Genomic DNA, 16,187 nt, shown 5'->3' on the forward strand with positions numbered 1-16,187 from the left:
CAAAACTCCTATGTGCCATTTTTAATCGGCATAATTTGCCTGAATACACTCTGTAAATCCAGACGGATCTCCCAACTTAGCTTTATCAATATTATCACGAAGATATTTGCGTGTGGCGTCATCACAGCGATCTGTTCCCATATAAGGCATATCAAAGGCTTTTTCGAGTTCAGCTAAGGCTTTTGCCGCCCTTTCCGAATCCGTATTGTAAGTATCAAGCCATTCCTGCATCCAAGAATATTCCCAAAGGTTAGATGCTCTTGTATCGCCATATCCTATCTGAAAAGACGCTCCCGTATCTTCGCCTTCCAAAGCATCAGGCGGCGTAAAGCCCTCCGGCCAATTCAAACTCTCAATGGTCGTTAGGTATTCTTCTTCAATGGTAGCAAAGTCCGTGAAACCTCTTGTGTTTGTGTCGGAGTCCGAAGAAGTGGAGCAGCCTGCCAGCATAATCACCAGCAAAGAAATCATAACACACAATAACAGTCTGTACGGTCTTTCGGATTTTGAGATTGTTCGTTTCATTTTGTTTCCTCCTTGAATTGAGTTTTATTATCTAAGAGCCAATGCAGGCTCTAATTTTGCTGCTTTCAATGCTGGTAATAATCCGCCCAATAATGCTGTAAGCACAGACACAGCAACTGCAACAACAGCAACGCTGATTGGATAACTCGGTGTTCCCACCGGGGAATCCACAGGGAGCAACGCTCCAATACAATGCACCAAAATCAGCGAAATCAAAATAGCTGCAAAGCAAACGAATATTGATAAAATCAACTGTGAGCCTAAAACCAATGCCACAATATTTGTTCGTGAAGCACCTATCGCTCTGCGGATCAGCAACTCATGTGTGCGCTGTTCCAATGAAGATAGTCCGATATTGATCTGCCCTAATACGGAAACAAACAGCAACAAAAGCGAAGTAACCAAAAGCCCTAATTGCAGTATGGACAATACCGAATCATAGGTATCTCCAATATCACTCCGCCCAGCACTTTCCCAGTAACCGCCAATGGTATCAGTCAAAATGTCGCCAAGGGCAGAATGTATCTGTTCGATTGTCAGTCCTGTTGTGGGATGCCAATACACATTTGCATTTTGTACTTGCCACATTGCTGGTGCGAAATTGAGGATCGCCGCAGAATCCGCATAGATAGTCGGAAAATCCCTGCCATCGTTTACTACTCCGACAATATTGAATGGGGTTAACGAAAGTGTGCTTTTTACATTTCCTGCAGCATAGGGCGAATCATTAAAATAGTTTTTAGCTTCTTTGTTTATGACCACTTCAAGCGATCCGCCCTCACTCGAAGGCTCTAACCATCTACCGGATGTCATTGGAAGATTATAGACTTGACTATATGCCTCCGTGGTGCAAACTAAATCAAAAGCCATCAGGTTTTGGTAAACATCATTCGGCGGTATTGGCGTTAAATCTTTCATTGGTGCAAATCGAATATCTTCTCCCATAGAAAAAGTAACAGCGGCTACATCATCAATGGCTTCAAATCTCTGGAATAATTGTTCCATTTTATTTCTATCGTGAAAATCGGATTCCGTTATCACGAATGAGTAAGTAGGTGACCAGCCATATACCTGTGCGTTTACGGAAATCAAATACTCCCGTCCAAGCGTACCAACTAATACCGATCCAAGCATTGCGATAATGCCTACAAGCATTGAAACACTTGTCAGAATACTTCTAAGTGGAGACAGACGAAGGTCTTTAAGTATCATTTTTAGCACAAGTTATCCTCCCTCCATCCATTTCAAAAATCGTATCACAGGTATCTGCAATATCAGGATCGTGCGTAACCAACAGCAGCATAATTCCATTTTCTTTTACGACGCTGTGCAACAGTTCCATAATCTGCGTTCCCGTCTTTTTATCCAACGCTCCCGTAGGCTCATCACATAAAATGGCTTCCGGAGATACTGCAAGCGCCCTTGCGATTGCAACTCTTTGTTGTTCACCGCCGGACAAATTGATTGGGTAATCATTTTCCTTGCTTTCTAAGCCGACACTTTTTAGCAAGCCTGTAATTATCTCGTGACGCTGTTTGGCGGTAAACGACTTTTTGGCATAGAGTAGGGGTAATTCGATATTTTCCCATACCCGCAAGTGCTTAATCAGAGAGTAGTTCTGAAATACAAATCCGATATTATTGGCTCGCAGTATAGACAGATCACGGTCTTTCAAAGCAGAAATAGATATACCATCATAAAGGTACTCGCCCTCATATTCCCGATTTAACAAGCCAATAATGGATATAAGGCTTGTTTTGCCTGAGCCGGACTTTCCGACAATGGCATAACTGCGCCCTCGTTGCAATTCCATATTAGCGTTGGTTACTGTTGTCAGCATATCGCCATTATTCAATTTGACGCTTGCTTTCAAATCCTTTATTTTGATTAAAGTCTTTTCGGAAATTCCTTTCATTTTATCAAATCCCCCTCGGATCAAGGTTTGGCGGAGTAGCAGAAACTACATCGCCCTCCTCTAAGCCGGACAGTATTTCTATATTGGCTCCGTCTGTCACACCCAATGTCACTTTTGTTTCCACTCTTTCTCCATTCGGAGTAATTACAGTAACCAATCCCGTCCCTTGTCTACCCGCTATTACCGACAGCGGCAATATAAGGACATCATTTCTCGTTGTCGCCGTTATGACTACCGTTGCACTTTGCCCCGATTTCACATCGACTGTTTGACTGATCAAGCATTGCAGAATGCCCTCTTGCGGCACGATTCCCGTAAACGCATTTTCATCTGCGGCAGGCGACACCACGGCAATCATATCGGTTGGTCCTACACCATCATATACTTGAAATTTTGCTTTCAACTCTGCATACTCCGGTAAGGTACTCAAAAAATTATCTGCCTCTACATTGAGGGCAAATCCTGTATAATGCACTATCGCTACGGGATAATTACTCGGTACGCTTTCATTGGATGGGGCAATAGAGGTAATTGTACCATCCACCGGAGATTTCAATTCTTTGCCGTTCACAGTTCCAATAATTTGCCCGGCAGTGATTTTTTCTTCTAATTCTACCGCTGTATTAAATATGCCATTTTCGGGTGAGAAAATAATAAACGGTACTGCCGGAACAATAGTCGTTTGCGTTGAAACGGTTGGAGTAATTGTCCCTCGTACAACTGATACCGTTTTTTCTGCGGATGTTGCGCTATCTGTAAGATTGTTTTCGTCTGTCTGCCCAATTGCAGAGCAGGCAGATAGCGTAAATACAAGAAACAAAATAGAACATAGCAGCATTTGTTTTCTTAGCAACTTCATCATTCCTCCTTATGCTGTATCACAAAAAATACGAGCCTCTATCTTGATACTTTTATTGTACCAAAACAGAAGCCCGTATTTTCTTGATTGCTCGTAAGATATTCCTCTTTTTTTCTATGCAAATTCTTACAATTTTCCTACGCCAACGGCAAAGTAATTGAAAACTTGTTTTGATCCTCTTGGCTCTCTGCAACGATTGTACCATTGTGTAGTTCAACAATCTGCTTTGCAATCGCCAAACCTAATCCAGCTCCTCCACTGCTTGTACTTCTCGCTGCGTCAAGCCGATAAAACTGCTCGAAAATCCTGTTTAACTTTTCTTCCGGCAGAGTATCGCCGTGGTTACAAAAAATAATGCTGACCGTATCTTCCTGACATTGTGCGCTGATCGTGATATCCGTATTTTCAAAACTGTAGATAACCGCATTTCTCAAAAGGTTATCAAAAACACGCTGAATTTTGTCTGCGTCACATCGAAGCATTATATCATCATCAACACAAAGATTACATTGCAAATTCTTTGATTTGAGCATAGGCTTAAATTCATATACAAGTTGCTCCAGCAGGCGAGTTAAATTGATTTTCGTGTATTGTAATGTAATATCGTATATATTGAATCGTGTTATCTCGAAAAACTCGTTAATCAGATCCTCTAACCGTTCTGCCTTACCAAGAGTGATTGAAAGGTACTTTTCTCGAAGTTCCTTTGAGATTTGCGACTCATCACGCAGTAAAGTAAGATACCCGATTACAGAAGAAAGCGGTGTTTTCAAATCGTGTGCAAGATACATAATCAGGTCATTTTTTCGCTGCTCATTTTCTTTTGCAAGCCTTGCATTACTTTCAGCCTCTTGTTTTAACTGATTGATGTTAGCGGCGATTTCACTCAACTCCGGGGACATTTCAATGTAACTGACATTCTGATCGAACATTTTTCCTGTCGCAGCCTGTACCTCGTACACATAGGCGACTACTTTTTTCAAAAGTAGGTATGTCATGTATATAATACAGCCACCCCACACGATTACAGCCACTATATAAAGATATACTGTTCTGTAATACAAGTAATAATACAAAACATACTTGCGGAGAATTTCCTCTGCCATAATTCCTAAAAGAAAAGTACCGCCAAAAATAAGCACAGAGCAAATCGCACATTGAATTACATACCCTTTGAACAAGGTAGAGAGCAGATAGTTTTTTTCTTTTTTATTCAATTTCATACCCTACCCCCCAAACAGTTTTAATGAACTTCGGATTTTTTGAAGGTTCATTCAATTTTTCCCGAAGCCGCCCAATGTGCGCCATTACCGTATTGTTACTGTTGCGAAGATACTTTTCTTTCCACACGGCTTCAAATAATTCCTCCGAGGCGACAACTTTACCCTGATGTTCGCACAGATACCACAGAATAGAAAACTCCAACGGAGTCAAGGCTATTTCTTTGCCATACAAGTAGCACTTGTGGCTGACTCTGTTTATCAGTAGACCTCTGATGTCATACTCGTCTTTTTCTTCGGATTGGCTCAAATTAGGACTGTTATAGCTCTGATAACGCCTTAATTGCGTCTTTACTCTTGCCACAACCTCTAAAGGATTAAACGGTTTCGTTATATAATCATCCGCACCAATCGTAAGCCCCATAATCTTGTCGCTATCCTCAATTTTGGCGGTAAGCATAATAATAGGGAAGTAAAACTTTTCCCGAATTTTTTGGCAAAGTCGAAAACCATCAATATCCGGCAGCATAATATCAAGTATCGCTAAATCAATCTGCGACTGTTTGATACATTTCATCGCCTCTAACCCATTATAACATTTATATACTGAATAACCATCGTTACTCAAATACACTTCAAGCAGATCAACGATTTCTTTTTCGTCATCCACAATTAAAATCTTCTTGTTCATTGATCCTACACCTCATTTTCGGGTACGGCTTCCATTATGTCGCCAAAATCACACTCTAAGTATTCGCATATATTCAACAGCACGGGAAGGGTAACATTTTCATTTTTTCCGAGTTTCGCAAATGTACTTTTGCTTGCCCCGACCGCTTCTCGTAATTGACTCTTTTTCATTCCCTTGTCAATCAGAAGTTTCCAAAGTTTGTTGTACCGTACTTTCATTTCCGCACCTCCACCCAAATATAGTTTGTATTATAGCACTTTGAGAGTGAAATCGCAATTATTAAGTCTGTATTTTGAGACTTTTAGTTTTCAAACCGGCACAATATCTTTCTGATATGTAATCCAACCGCCTGCAAAATGCAGGCGGCTTGTGTATTTTAATAGGCAGGTGCGCCGTAGCCAAGAATCTCGTAATAACCGATAGAATACTCATTGACTCGGCAACTGTCGCCGGAGTTGCCCTCGACCGTATAAACCTTGCCGTTTTCGACCTTTTGAACAATACCCGTATGGTCGGATAATCCATCCTGACCACTTTCGTCTGCCCAATCGAAGAAAATAATCATTCCGGGGGCAGGCTCGGCGCTGCCATCCAGCCATTGTCCACGATCCTTAAACCATTGTACTCCGTTGACACAGCCTGCATATTTTGGGATAACTCCAGCGTCGATATAGCCGCACTCGTTGGCACACCAAGATACAAAGCAAGCACACCATTCTACACGGGAGTTAAAACCGTACCACGACCAATACGGCTGACCGCCCACATTGCCAACCAGAGAGAGTGCAACGGTCACGATCTGTCCGTCGCCGCCTGTAATGCCGTAAAGCACCTGTGACCAAAGGTAATTGTTTTCATCTGCAAGCAGTTCAGCGAGGTAGCCTTTCTGTTCTTCGTTAAAACCATATTGCGCCGCCATTTCCTCGGCAGTCTTGTGGCTGACGGTAATATACAGATAGGTTTGTGTGACCGTGCTTTCAGTTTCCACGATATTACCGTGTCCGTCATCGGTTTCGGTAATAACTGTTTCGGTCTTGCTCTCTGTTCGGGAAGATATTTGATTCATCTCCCAAAAGATGTCTTTTAAGAGTTGCTTTTTGCCATCGTCCATTGTGGCAACCTCTTGGGGGTTATCTTGATCCGTATTCGTTTTTACAGAGTAAACGGCAAGCACCTCTTTCCAAACGGCTCTGCTGCCACTCATTTCAAGAACATCATAGGATACCGAGTTCTTTTCCTCTTGCAGCTTGGTATCGTATTCGGTATTGATTTCCTGCACAACGGTCTGCATACTCATTCCAGTGCCGGAATCTTCGTCTGAGAAGAAAATGCCAAATACTGAGCCGAGGATCATACCAATCAGGCAAATCACGATAATAACCAAAACCGCCACCCAGCCGCCTGCGGCGATAGCGGCAATCAAGGCTTTCGTTCCGGCAATAATCGCTTTAATGGCAAGTGCGGTCGCTTTGGCAATCGCCTTTACCGTAACCACGGCGGCTTTTGCCGCAGCCCTTGCCGCTTGTGCTGCTCTCTGTGCAGTTTTAACCGTAATGATTGAATCCACCTAAAAATCCTGGATTGCTATGCCCCCGCTTATGCCCCTTGTCATCATAATGGTTTAAACCGCCAAAGAATCCTGGTCGACTCTCACCTACTTTATGCCCGTTATTGTCATAATGATTCATACCACCAAAAAAGGAAGGCGAACTATGTCCGATTTTCTTTCCATTTGCATCATAGTCGTTCATACCACCAAAGAATCCTGGTCTGCTCTCGCCTACTTTTTTCCGTTTGCATCATAATGGTTTATGGATCCAAAGAATCCTGGTCTGCTATATCCTTTTTTACTCATAATGTCATCCTCCTGACTCTATTAGCCTCTTGTTTGATCTCAGAATAACACACTTTTCTCATTTGGAAGTCGCATAACAGGCGACATTCTTTTATCGCATTTACATTCATTATACCATTTATAATTCTTCCGACAATACGCAATAAAGCCGGAAGCCACGTTATCATCCATGACCTCCGACTCGTTCTGCTTATTCTACACTGTCCTTACACCCAAATCAACTCCTCTCTCCGTTTTATCTTTTCCCTGCTTTTCTTGAATAATCCTCTTATTGATCTCAAGCCGTTCATGAATGGATAATTTCTTATCTTTTCCATCTACCGCCTGCTTCTGCTGTGCCGGTTTTCTATCTGTTTTTCCTACATCCTTAACAACTTCATTCGCTTCGGTACTTGTTACCCTCTCATCTGCTCTTCCTTCATATCTTTCTGCTATCTGCTGTTCTCGTCTCTCCTTCACACCTTTTTCCTCCAGATTGCAAAAACTCTGCAGATACGGAAGCACATGATTCTGCATGTCTGTCAGATCTTCCATATACTTTTGGAACTCTTCACTTCCTTTGCCTTTCTGGTAATTGATCCAATACTCATCTGTAAGCTTCATTTCATTATCATACTTCAACTGACTCACAATACCGCCATGTCCATTTCCAATATCCATTGACTTCTTAAAATGATGCAGCATCTGTTCACCTTTTTCCGCATAATATACAGTCACATATATCTTTGCAATTTTTGTAGGTTCCTCTGTCTTCGGATCACGTTTTGCATACCATTCTTTATCCATTTCTGCTGTTTTTGCATCCAGCTCAGACAGCTTCTGACATCTTGGATTCATGAGATCACTTTCTTCACAATAGTTTACATACACCATTGGTTCCATATCCTTTGGAAGTTCAGGTTCATAGGCTTTCAGTCTTTCAATCAATACTCCTGCACGAACAGACAGATCGCATTCTTCGTCTACAATATCCTTCAGATATGAAATATAGGAATGAATATTTCCACTTCTCAAATCCAGCATTACTTCCTGCACCGTATTTTCTCCCCTCTCCACATTATCTCGATACTCATACGGATCAAAAGCTTCTGCAATCTCATCCAGTGCCTCTGCCAGCTGTTCTGTGGTCATTTTCTCAGGATACATTGCTTCTCGAACATCCCTCATCGGTACATACTTGTAGTCCGGCAATGCTTCATGAATTTTCTCGATCCCTTCCCGTACCAGTGCAAGTTCTCCATAAAATCGAACATCATCCATCAGATCTCCGAATACGGTATTCCCTTTAACGATCGCAAATTCGGCTTCATCATAGTAACTGTCTTCCGGATCACGATAAATAATTCCCATTGAGCATCCCAGATACGCAGTTTTAGGATTCTCCCTATATTTTTCATAGACCGCAGCAATCTGATTAACATCGGTACTTTTTTCATAAGCTCCCATATCATGGAACTCATCACATTCTGTGGCGAAATATTCCAGATAAGGCTCTTTCTTCGGTGGCATATTATTAAGGACGTTATCAATCATGTTATAATTCGCCTCTTCCAGTTCCTCCACCTTTGCCAAAGGCTTATATTCGCCCTGGCTTTTCTGAATCTCTGCCATTACAACTTCATCCATTTCTTCTACTTTTTCCATCAACTGATCATAATCTCCACGGATGCGTTCTCCAGTCCAGCCTTCGTCTTCCAGAAGTTCCTCTGCCGCTTCTTCAATAGAAATTTGATCATTTTCATAGACGCCACCATCCATCAGACGAAAATCTTCATCGTAAAACGAATAATCATATCCTTCTTCTGTTCTCTGAATAGCAAAGTAACGTTCTCCTACCTCATATGCCAGTTCACTAAGAACCTGTTCTTCCAGATTCAGGAAAGAATCCAGCTGTTCAAAACTGATACTGTCTACAAAATGAGCGGTTACTTTTTCCCCGTCATTCAGAACTATGATATCACTGACAGACAGGGAATGCCCACGGAAATCTTCCGGTCTATCAATGTTGAACCTTTCAAAAATATCATCCAGTGACATATTTCCCGATAATTCCCCAACATAGACCAGCTTATAATCTTCTTTTTTTATCTGCATACCATGACTTTCAATAAAGCGCATATTCATAAATGCATAGTTTTCGCCCGGTGAATCGTCCTTGATCTGATAAATACCAAAGGTTCGCCTTGTTCCTAACAACAGGTTTGCCTCTTTCAAAGACTGAATCTGCGGATATTTCTGCATTTCCCATTCCAGGTTACGGAAACGCTCCAGTTCTGTCATAGACATCTGATAATGCTCCGGTCCTCGTTCAATTTCCATGCGTTCCGTGACATACATTGGTGATGAAAAATTAGTGATCAGATAGATATCTGCTCCGGCATCGTATAATTTCAGTGCTTCTTCCTGCTCAATGACACTCATAGGCTCCTGAAATGCTCCAAAATCTTCATCGGCATAATCCAGGTCATTCTCCTCTATCCGTTCCCACATCTGCGATTCCATGCCAAACAGACCTTCATGCGCCTGTATCATTTCTTTACTTGCATACTCTCCCTTGCTGCCATCGCTGCCCAGGCAATAAATCTTAGAACCCATTCTGTGATAATCCAAAGCTGCTTCTTTTCTAAGCGGCACCATGTCTTCTGCTGTATATCCATAATCACGTAATTCCAGCTTACCTATGGTTGGATCTGGTAGATCCTGAATATCCATTCTTGCATCATCCAGTAGATCCTCTACCCCTTCTTCATCTGCCTGGATCACTGCATCTGCTAGATTTCTTACCAGAGTCCTAACTTTCTCTTCCTCACCGATCAGATTCGCATATTCAAAAAGCTGTTCTTTTACATCTGTTGGAAATTCTATGCCTCTACGCTCTGCCTGACTGATCTGTCCCTGCGTGTATTCCTGCATTTTCTGTGTTTCTCTACCCGTTATCCTGTTTCTTGCCATATAAATTCCTCCTGTGTTCTAAAAAATGGCATAACCGACAGAACCTTCTTCTACCAAATTATGCCATCTTTCCTCTTTATTCCAGACCGAAGTCCCGTTTTCTGGTTTCCTTGCCAGTTTCACTTTCCCGCTGACTCTTTTCCTTATAAATCTGCAGTTTCTCATGGATAGAACCTCGTGCCGGTCTTTCTTCTTTCTCTTTTGATTCCGACTGCTCTGTTTCTGTATCTTCCCGTTCATCCATATTGAGAAGTGCATTTAACTCTGACAGTCGCTCCAGTTTTTGGTTCAGTTCCTCTTCTTTTGGAAATGGCTTCCCGACTTCCTCTTTGGCGTTTGTCATCTGCTCCTGTACCGTTTCCAGCCGTTGTTCTGCTTCTGCCAGTTTCTCCGGATAACTTTCTAAAAGATTATTGATACGAGTGATATTTCCTAGAGCATCGGCTCCCAATCGAACTTTAGCTACCGATTCATGCTTTACAGACAGGATAAACTCTTTGCTCCAACTGTCGAATTGGATTCTCATGTTAAATCCCTGATAGCTTCCAATATCCATAGCTGCATCCACAGACTTAATTTCTTTGCAGACCGCCAGAAGAGCCGCTCCTGCCTCTTTCTTTTCTGTGAACACTTTGCCACTGATTTCCATAGAAAACTGCTCTGGATCTGTGATTTTGTACTCAGAAAAATGAGCGATGTCTGCCTTGTAGCTGTCAATGATCTCTGTCAGTTTTGCAATCTGTTGTGGAAAATTCCTTGCAATATCATCTTCCAGTCGATACTGGTTATTCATGTGGTTGGCTTTTAAAAGTTTTAATTTTGCCACATCAACATCCAATGCCATCTTCTCTTTTACTGCCGGATTTCCGGTTGCAAGAGCTTTGACCTCTGCATAGGAAAGTGCCGCTTCGTCTACATCTTCACAGCTTCGCACAGGTGCTTTGCTGGTCATAATCTGAGAAATGAATTTCTGCTTGTTCTCAATCAACTGCCACATGTAGCTGTCAAATGTGGATTCAGTTACATACCGGAAGATATGAACCTTTTTATTATGGTTTCCCTGACGGATAATACGTCCTTCCCTCTGTTCCAAGTCAGATGGTTTCCAGCCAATATCCAGATGATGCAACGCAATCAGACGATCCTGCACATTGGTTCCTGCACCCATCTTTGCTGTAGAACCAATCAAAAAACGAACCTGTCCGGATTTCACTTTTCCAAACAGCTCCGTCTTCTTTGCTTCTGTATTTGCATCATGAATAAAAGCAATCTCTTTTTCCGGCACTCCTTTTTCCATCAGTTTCCGTTTCAGGTCGTCGTAGACATTAAAACTGCCATCGCCTTTCGGTGTACTCAAATCACAGAAAATCAATTGTGCTGATTTCTGTGCTGCTGTGTCTTTCCAGATTTCATAGCTTTTCTCTGCACAGACTGATATCTTGCTTTCCGGATTGTCTGGCAATAATTCGTTCACTAAACGCTGATCCAATGCTAACTTTCTTCCATCATTGGTGATTTTCAGCATATTATCAACCGCGGCATCTACTCCGCCATTTCTGACAACTTCCGCACGTTCTCCAAGGCTTTCTACGATTTCTTTCTGCTGTTCCGTTGGTTTCAGCACCACTGTTTCATATTCTGCTTCCGGCACAGGAAGCTTTAACTGATCGGAAGTCTTGATATCTGCAATCTCCTTGAACATATTCATCAGTTCCGGGATATTATAAAACCGTGCAAATCTGGACTTTGCACGATATCCTGTTCCTTCGGGAGCAAGTTCGATGCTCGTGACAACTTCTCCAAAAGTGGAAGCCCAGGAATCAAACAGTCCAAGTCCCATATTTTGTAATTTACTGTTCTGCAGATATCGCTGCATAACATATAATTCCGTCATACTATTTTGCAATATCTTCCGCACTCATCATATATTGATAATTCGCCATATATTCGTCCTCCCTTCTTCATTTCTAATTTTGTTACAATTCTTGCATCTATATCTTGTACGATTTTCGTACATTTATATTAACACCATATATCTCATATGTCAACACTTCGTAAATTCATCTTTACGTTTTTCGTAATTACAATTTTTTGTATTTTTCTCTTTTATGCATTTTGTAAATATGCTATTATAAATACTGTGCTTATGTTTTTCGTAATTTTTCTTTGTATGAATATAGGAGGTCATTTATGGGCGATGGAAAGAAATTGAAAGAAATACTTGATAGTAAAGGCACGAATGTCCGCCAAATTGCAAAAGCAACCGGAATCAGCGCCACAACACTCTATTCTATTATTCAAAAGGATTCTAATATTAGATTTGATTTTGCACTTCGGTTGGCAAATGAATTAGAAATTGATGTGAATGATATATGCTCTGCCAGTCCTTTCTCCGGAGCCATTACAGAAGAAGAAATCTACCCTACATTACCAAATGGATTGAATGGTGCTCTTGACGGAAATCGAGTAAAAACATATTTAAAGAATTCCATGTATCCGCTTATGTACCTTTTCGGAAAAAACAGTATGCCGGATGTGGATAATTTACTCACATCTTTTTATCAATTGGATGATGAAGCACGGAAAGAAGTTGTAGAAACGATACAATTTAAACTACAGTATCATAGAGATCCCGAACGGGCAGAACAGATAAAACAGATTAAGGGATGGTAAAAAAATAGCTCTAGTGAATATATACGTTCACTGGAGCTATTTACGTAAATATTATATTTATTTTCTAATACTGCCCTTTACACAGGATGATTCTCTCGCCATACTGCTTTTATACCAGAAACAGCATTTCGTTCTCGCATGGCTTTTAAAATTGCTTCTATCTCCTTAACTGTTATTGATGAATCTTGCTTTTTAGCAATCTCCTCTATAAGCTGAACACCATTAAGTATTTGCAATGAATATTCTCCTAATCGCATTCGCCGTTTAGCTATGTCACGCAACATCTCAATATCCGAGTCTTCAGTTAACAAAATAGGCATTTGCAAATAGGATGCCATCAGAATCATATGAACGTCACCCATACTACTCCCCTGCTTATGCGTATTATATATTGTCTGTCCTTTTTGTAAACACAATTTCTCTACTTGCTTTGGACTATTCATTGCTTCCAAAGTCAGTCTCATCTCTTCATACAGTACATCATAATAGGCTTCATAAGTCTGCTTATCTATCGCATCTTTCTGGAATTCATCATACCCCATTACCTTTATGTACCCATCCTCAACTAAGCGCACAAAGTATGAATGTAAAGATAATTCATGCTCATAAATATATGGGTGTACAACTGGAATGTACTCTAACTCAGCCAATACCCTTTTAATATTGTCTATTACTTTACCTTCTGAAGATAATTTTTGAAGAAAACAGGTGTCTACAATGACCTCAGTTTTCTCCATGCTTACCTCCTTCTATAGAAATTTCCACAATATCATCGGCTCCATTTATATCATCAATATCAAAGTCTCTCTTTATCCTATTGATAGTATAAATACTCAATTCTCCGCTCCTTTCAACCGTTTCTAACATGTTTCTTAAACCAGGAATTGTTTTCTTTGCAGTCACTCTATCTAACATTGTATTTTGGTCTTTTGAAAAGACATTAATCAAAGGCAATATATCTTTTTCATTCTCCAAAAGAGTTTCTCCGAGCTTCTGAGTAATAATCTTTGTTTCAACAGCTCTCCTTCTTACGGATTCATATGGAACCATATAATCATTCATCTGTAACACCATTACGCGAACCAAATCGACGAGTCTTAGCTTATTAGCGTCAAGATTCAATTTTTCCATATGCGCCCAAAAAGTTTTCCTAAATTCTTTTGTGGGCATTAATAATTCTGCTGCGAATCTATTAATTATTCGCTCTTCTATCGTATTTTCTAATACACCATGTTCTCCAGCCAATTCCCACACTTGAGTGGCAACACCCCATACATGTCCCAACTCATGGGCTGCCGCAAAAACTTGCTCTGCAATAGTCTTTGCAGTATTGATATACACAAAGTCTTCTAACTTATTTTTAACAAAACGCTTTGTGTGAAAACCACAATTAATTTCATTCTCTATAGGATAATATACAACTGTACAATGCTTTTCCAGAATTCCAAATATATCATCCTTAATTATCATGTTATTCAGAACATAATCTGTTCTTACTTTCTCTATTACTGTTGGTATTTGCTCAACTATCTTTTCCCAATCCATTTATCACCTCAAAAAAGCTGTACTTTCGTACAGCTTTTCTTTTTACATGACTTCTCTAAGTTCCACATATTCATCCATCAAATTCAATATTTTATCCAAATTGTCTGGATTGCTAAACTCTTTCATATACTGCAAATCAGGTACCAATGTGTCCGATTTGCGATTAATCAATTCATTCTTTGTTGTTTTTAAAAGGCCTGCAATCTTATCTAATTCAACTGGAGGAATTATAACCTTTCCTTCGATAACATTCCACACATCTTTAATTGAATACCCTAGATGCTTGGCAAAGCTATCAAGACTAATGTTAGCTTCCTGCATACACGTTCTGATGTTAACGCCAAGCTTTCTTCCTACGTTAGCCATATTACATCCTCCTTTATTTTTCTCATTATATATGTGTTAATTTTATATACAACATTGGAATTATAACACTTAGACATTGATGAGTCAATCACTTTTAACACTTCTATATTGATTTTTGACACCTATGTCACCTCATTATTTATATCGTCATATCTATTTATATTATAACACATTTTTAAACTTTCATGTATCTTTTCATCTCAATTATTATATTCAAATCTATCAGTATTTCCACTGTTTTATTCTGTCTTGGCACCGTTTTTGCACCGCTAACCCTATCTTTTACTATTCTTTTTACTTATCTCATGTTACAAAAAGGGCTTCCCTATTCTTAGGAAAGCCCCAAAAAATCTAGCTTTTTTGATACACTATCAAAGATTACTCAATGATTGTAGCAACACGGCCTGATCCTACAGTACGTCCACCTTCACGGATAGCGAAAGTAAGACCCTGGCTCATAGCGATTGGGTGAATCAGTTCGATTGTCATTTCTACGTTATCACCAGGCATGCACATCTCTGTACCTGCTGGAAGGTTACAAACACCTGTTACGTCAGTTGTTCTGAAGTAGAACTGTGGACGGTAGTTGTTGAAGAATGGTGTATGACGACCACCCTCGTCCTTAGTAAGAACGTAAACCTGAGCTGTGAACTTTGTATGACATGTGATTGAACCTGGCTTACAAAGAACCTGACCTCTTACGATATCTTCTCTCTTGATACCACGAAGAAGAGCACCGATGTTATCACCAGCCTGTCCTTCATCAAGGAGCTTTCTGAACATCTCAATACCTGTTACAGTTGTCTTCTGGATTTCTGGCTTAATACCAACGATTTCAACTTCATCATTTAAGTGGATAACACCAGCTTCTACTCTACCGGTAGCAACTGTACCACGACCTGTGATTGTGAATACGTCCTCTACAGGCATGATGAATGGCTTATCTGTATCTCTCTGAGGATCTGGAATGTATGAATCTATTGTATCCATAAGTTCCATGATCTTATCTCCCCAAGGTCCCATTGGATCTTCAAGAGCCTTAAGAGCTGAACCCTTAACGATTGGACAATCATTGAATCCGTACTCTTCAAGCTGTTCTGTAACTTCCATCTCTACAAGTTCGATAAGCTCGTCATCATCAACCATATCGCACTTATTTAAGAATACAACGATGTAAGGTACACCAACCTGACGTGAAAGTAAGATATGCTCCTTTGTCTGAGCCATAACACCATCAGTAGCAGCAACAACAAGGATAGCACCATCCATCTGAGCTGCACCAGTGATCATGTTCTTAACGTAGTCAGCATGTCCTGGACAGTCAACGTGAGCATAATGTCTCTTCTCTGTCTCGTACTCAACGTGAGCTGTAGAGATAGTGATACCTCTTTCTCTCTCTTCTGGAGCCTTATCAATGTTAGCGAAATCAACAGCTGCGTTACCAGCTACTCTCTCTGAAAGAACTTTTGTGATAGCTGCTGTTAATGTTGTTTTACCATGGTCAACGTGACCGATTGTACCAATGTTACAATGTGGCTTACTTCTATTAAACTTTTCCTTTGCCATTTTTTAATATCCTCCTTAAA

15 protein-coding genes and 1 pseudogene are annotated in these 16,187 nt (G+C 40.5%); 1 reads left to right on the forward strand and 15 read right to left on the reverse strand.

Features of this window, described 5'->3' with window-relative positions:
* Nucleotides 1–21 precede the first annotated feature (21 nt).
* The 11 genes and pseudogenes from DWY07_RS04310 to DWY07_RS04360 form a co-directional block, all read right to left on the reverse strand.
* Complete coding sequence (locus DWY07_RS04310; RefSeq protein WP_015514509.1) at nucleotides 22–525, reverse strand: hypothetical protein; 504 nt, start codon at nucleotides 523–525, stop codon at nucleotides 22–24.
* Nucleotides 526–552: 27 nt separating this feature from the next.
* Nucleotides 553–1,737, reverse strand: a complete 1,185-nt coding sequence (locus tag DWY07_RS04315) for an ABC transporter permease (protein WP_117456454.1) — start codon at nucleotides 1,735–1,737, stop codon at nucleotides 553–555.
* Complete coding sequence (locus DWY07_RS04320; protein ID WP_004853372.1) at nucleotides 1,727–2,440, reverse strand: ABC transporter ATP-binding protein; 714 nt, start codon at nucleotides 2,438–2,440, stop codon at nucleotides 1,727–1,729. The genes DWY07_RS04315 and DWY07_RS04320 overlap by 11 nt, the downstream gene beginning before the upstream one ends.
* Nucleotides 2,441–2,444: 4 nt before the next feature.
* On the reverse strand, nucleotides 2,445–3,299 hold the full coding sequence (locus DWY07_RS04325) for a hypothetical protein (RefSeq protein WP_226841040.1): 855 nt from the start codon (nucleotides 3,297–3,299) through the stop codon (nucleotides 2,445–2,447).
* Between the two features lie 137 nt (nucleotides 3,300–3,436).
* Nucleotides 3,437–4,522, reverse strand: coding sequence for a HAMP domain-containing sensor histidine kinase (locus DWY07_RS04330; protein ID WP_008703821.1), 1,086 nt, complete (start codon nucleotides 4,520–4,522; stop codon nucleotides 3,437–3,439).
* Nucleotides 4,509–5,210 carry a VanR-ABDEGLN family response regulator transcription factor gene (gene vanR, locus DWY07_RS04335; protein WP_004853366.1) on the reverse strand — a complete coding sequence of 234 codons (702 nt, stop codon included), beginning with the start codon at nucleotides 5,208–5,210 and terminating at the stop codon, nucleotides 4,509–4,511. Before vanR ends, DWY07_RS04330 begins: the two co-directional genes overlap by 14 nt.
* A 5-nt stretch (nucleotides 5,211–5,215) precedes the next feature.
* Entirely contained in the window at nucleotides 5,216–5,428 is a 213-nt protein-coding gene (locus tag DWY07_RS04340; protein WP_008703822.1) for a helix-turn-helix transcriptional regulator, read from the reverse strand.
* Between the two features lie 158 nt (nucleotides 5,429–5,586).
* Nucleotides 5,587–6,762 (reverse strand): annotated as a pseudogene (locus tag DWY07_RS04345) (CHAP domain-containing protein); the annotation flags it as partial.
* A complete protein-coding gene (locus tag DWY07_RS04350; RefSeq protein WP_012744284.1) occupies nucleotides 6,755–6,961 on the reverse strand; it encodes a hypothetical protein in 207 nt (68 codons plus the stop codon). The pseudogene DWY07_RS04345 and the gene DWY07_RS04350, both read right to left, overlap by 8 nt.
* 299 nt (nucleotides 6,962–7,260) lie before the next feature.
* Nucleotides 7,261–10,017, reverse strand: coding sequence for a YodL domain-containing protein (locus DWY07_RS04355; protein WP_015514513.1), 2,757 nt, complete (start codon nucleotides 10,015–10,017; stop codon nucleotides 7,261–7,263).
* Between the two features lie 76 nt (nucleotides 10,018–10,093).
* Nucleotides 10,094–11,893, reverse strand: coding sequence for a helicase-related protein (locus DWY07_RS04360; RefSeq protein ID WP_347465172.1), 1,800 nt, complete (start codon nucleotides 11,891–11,893; stop codon nucleotides 10,094–10,096).
* Nucleotides 11,894–12,207: 314 nt separating this feature from the next.
* On the opposite strand from DWY07_RS04360, the gene DWY07_RS04365 reads away from it, so the two are divergent.
* Complete coding sequence (locus DWY07_RS04365) at nucleotides 12,208–12,690, forward strand: helix-turn-helix transcriptional regulator (RefSeq protein WP_117822280.1); 483 nt, start codon at nucleotides 12,208–12,210, stop codon at nucleotides 12,688–12,690.
* A 77-nt stretch (nucleotides 12,691–12,767) separates the two neighbouring features.
* Here the strand turns inward: DWY07_RS04365 and DWY07_RS04370 are convergent, their stop codons facing one another.
* From DWY07_RS04370 to tuf, 4 genes are all read right to left on the reverse strand, one after another.
* Nucleotides 12,768–13,427 (reverse strand): hypothetical protein, encoded by a 660-nt coding sequence (locus DWY07_RS04370; protein WP_117822281.1) that lies wholly within the window; start codon nucleotides 13,425–13,427, stop codon nucleotides 12,768–12,770.
* A complete protein-coding gene (locus DWY07_RS04375) occupies nucleotides 13,414–14,235 on the reverse strand; it encodes an ImmA/IrrE family metallo-endopeptidase (RefSeq protein ID WP_117822282.1) in 822 nt (273 codons plus the stop codon). The genes DWY07_RS04370 and DWY07_RS04375 overlap by 14 nt, the downstream gene beginning before the upstream one ends.
* A 42-nt stretch (nucleotides 14,236–14,277) precedes the next feature.
* Nucleotides 14,278–14,601, reverse strand: coding sequence for a helix-turn-helix transcriptional regulator (locus DWY07_RS04380; protein WP_117822283.1), 324 nt, complete (start codon nucleotides 14,599–14,601; stop codon nucleotides 14,278–14,280).
* A 378-nt stretch (nucleotides 14,602–14,979) separates the two neighbouring features.
* Nucleotides 14,980–16,167: an elongation factor Tu gene (gene tuf, locus DWY07_RS04385; RefSeq protein WP_008402040.1), complete on the reverse strand. Its 1,188-nt coding sequence runs from the start codon at nucleotides 16,165–16,167 to the stop codon at nucleotides 14,980–14,982.
* Between the last annotated feature and the right edge of the window lie 20 nt (nucleotides 16,168–16,187).

The organism is Clostridium sp. AF23-6LB, from assembly GCF_003461085.1.
GTDB lineage: Bacteria > Bacillota > Clostridia > Lachnospirales > Lachnospiraceae > Coprococcus > Coprococcus ammoniilyticus.

What these genes read in the sequence shown, in the direction of transcription:
- DWY07_RS04355 (WP_015514513.1), bottom strand. Translation starts at nt 10,017, where the DNA reads ATGGCAAGAAACAGGATAACGGGTAGAGAAACACAGAAAATGCAGGAA.
- DWY07_RS04360 (WP_347465172.1), bottom strand. Translation starts at nt 11,893, where the DNA reads ATGCAGCGATATCTGCAGAACAGTAAATTACAAAATATGGGACTTGGA.
- DWY07_RS04370 (WP_117822281.1), bottom strand. Translation starts at nt 13,427, where the DNA reads ATGGAGAAAACTGAGGTCATTGTAGACACCTGTTTTCTTCAAAAATTA.
- DWY07_RS04340 (WP_008703822.1), bottom strand. Translation starts at nt 5,428, where the DNA reads ATGAAAGTACGGTACAACAAACTTTGGAAACTTCTGATTGACAAGGGA.
- DWY07_RS04310 (WP_015514509.1), bottom strand. Translation starts at nt 525, where the DNA reads ATGAAACGAACAATCTCAAAATCCGAAAGACCGTACAGACTGTTATTG.
- DWY07_RS04325 (WP_226841040.1), bottom strand. Translation starts at nt 3,299, where the DNA reads ATGAAGTTGCTAAGAAAACAAATGCTGCTATGTTCTATTTTGTTTCTT.
- tuf (WP_008402040.1), bottom strand. Translation starts at nt 16,167, where the DNA reads ATGGCAAAGGAAAAGTTTAATAGAAGTAAGCCACATTGTAACATTGGT.
- DWY07_RS04365 (WP_117822280.1), top strand. Translation starts at nt 12,208, where the DNA reads ATGGGCGATGGAAAGAAATTGAAAGAAATACTTGATAGTAAAGGCACG.
- DWY07_RS04375 (WP_117822282.1), bottom strand. Translation starts at nt 14,235, where the DNA reads ATGGATTGGGAAAAGATAGTTGAGCAAATACCAACAGTAATAGAGAAA.
- DWY07_RS04350 (WP_012744284.1), bottom strand. Translation starts at nt 6,961, where the DNA reads ATGAACGACTATGATGCAAATGGAAAGAAAATCGGACATAGTTCGCCT.
- vanR (WP_004853366.1), bottom strand. Translation starts at nt 5,210, where the DNA reads ATGAACAAGAAGATTTTAATTGTGGATGACGAAAAAGAAATCGTTGAT.
- DWY07_RS04330 (WP_008703821.1), bottom strand. Translation starts at nt 4,522, where the DNA reads ATGAAATTGAATAAAAAAGAAAAAAACTATCTGCTCTCTACCTTGTTC.
- DWY07_RS04315 (WP_117456454.1), bottom strand. Translation starts at nt 1,737, where the DNA reads ATGATACTTAAAGACCTTCGTCTGTCTCCACTTAGAAGTATTCTGACA.
- DWY07_RS04320 (WP_004853372.1), bottom strand. Translation starts at nt 2,440, where the DNA reads ATGAAAGGAATTTCCGAAAAGACTTTAATCAAAATAAAGGATTTGAAA.
- DWY07_RS04380 (WP_117822283.1), bottom strand. Translation starts at nt 14,601, where the DNA reads ATGGCTAACGTAGGAAGAAAGCTTGGCGTTAACATCAGAACGTGTATG.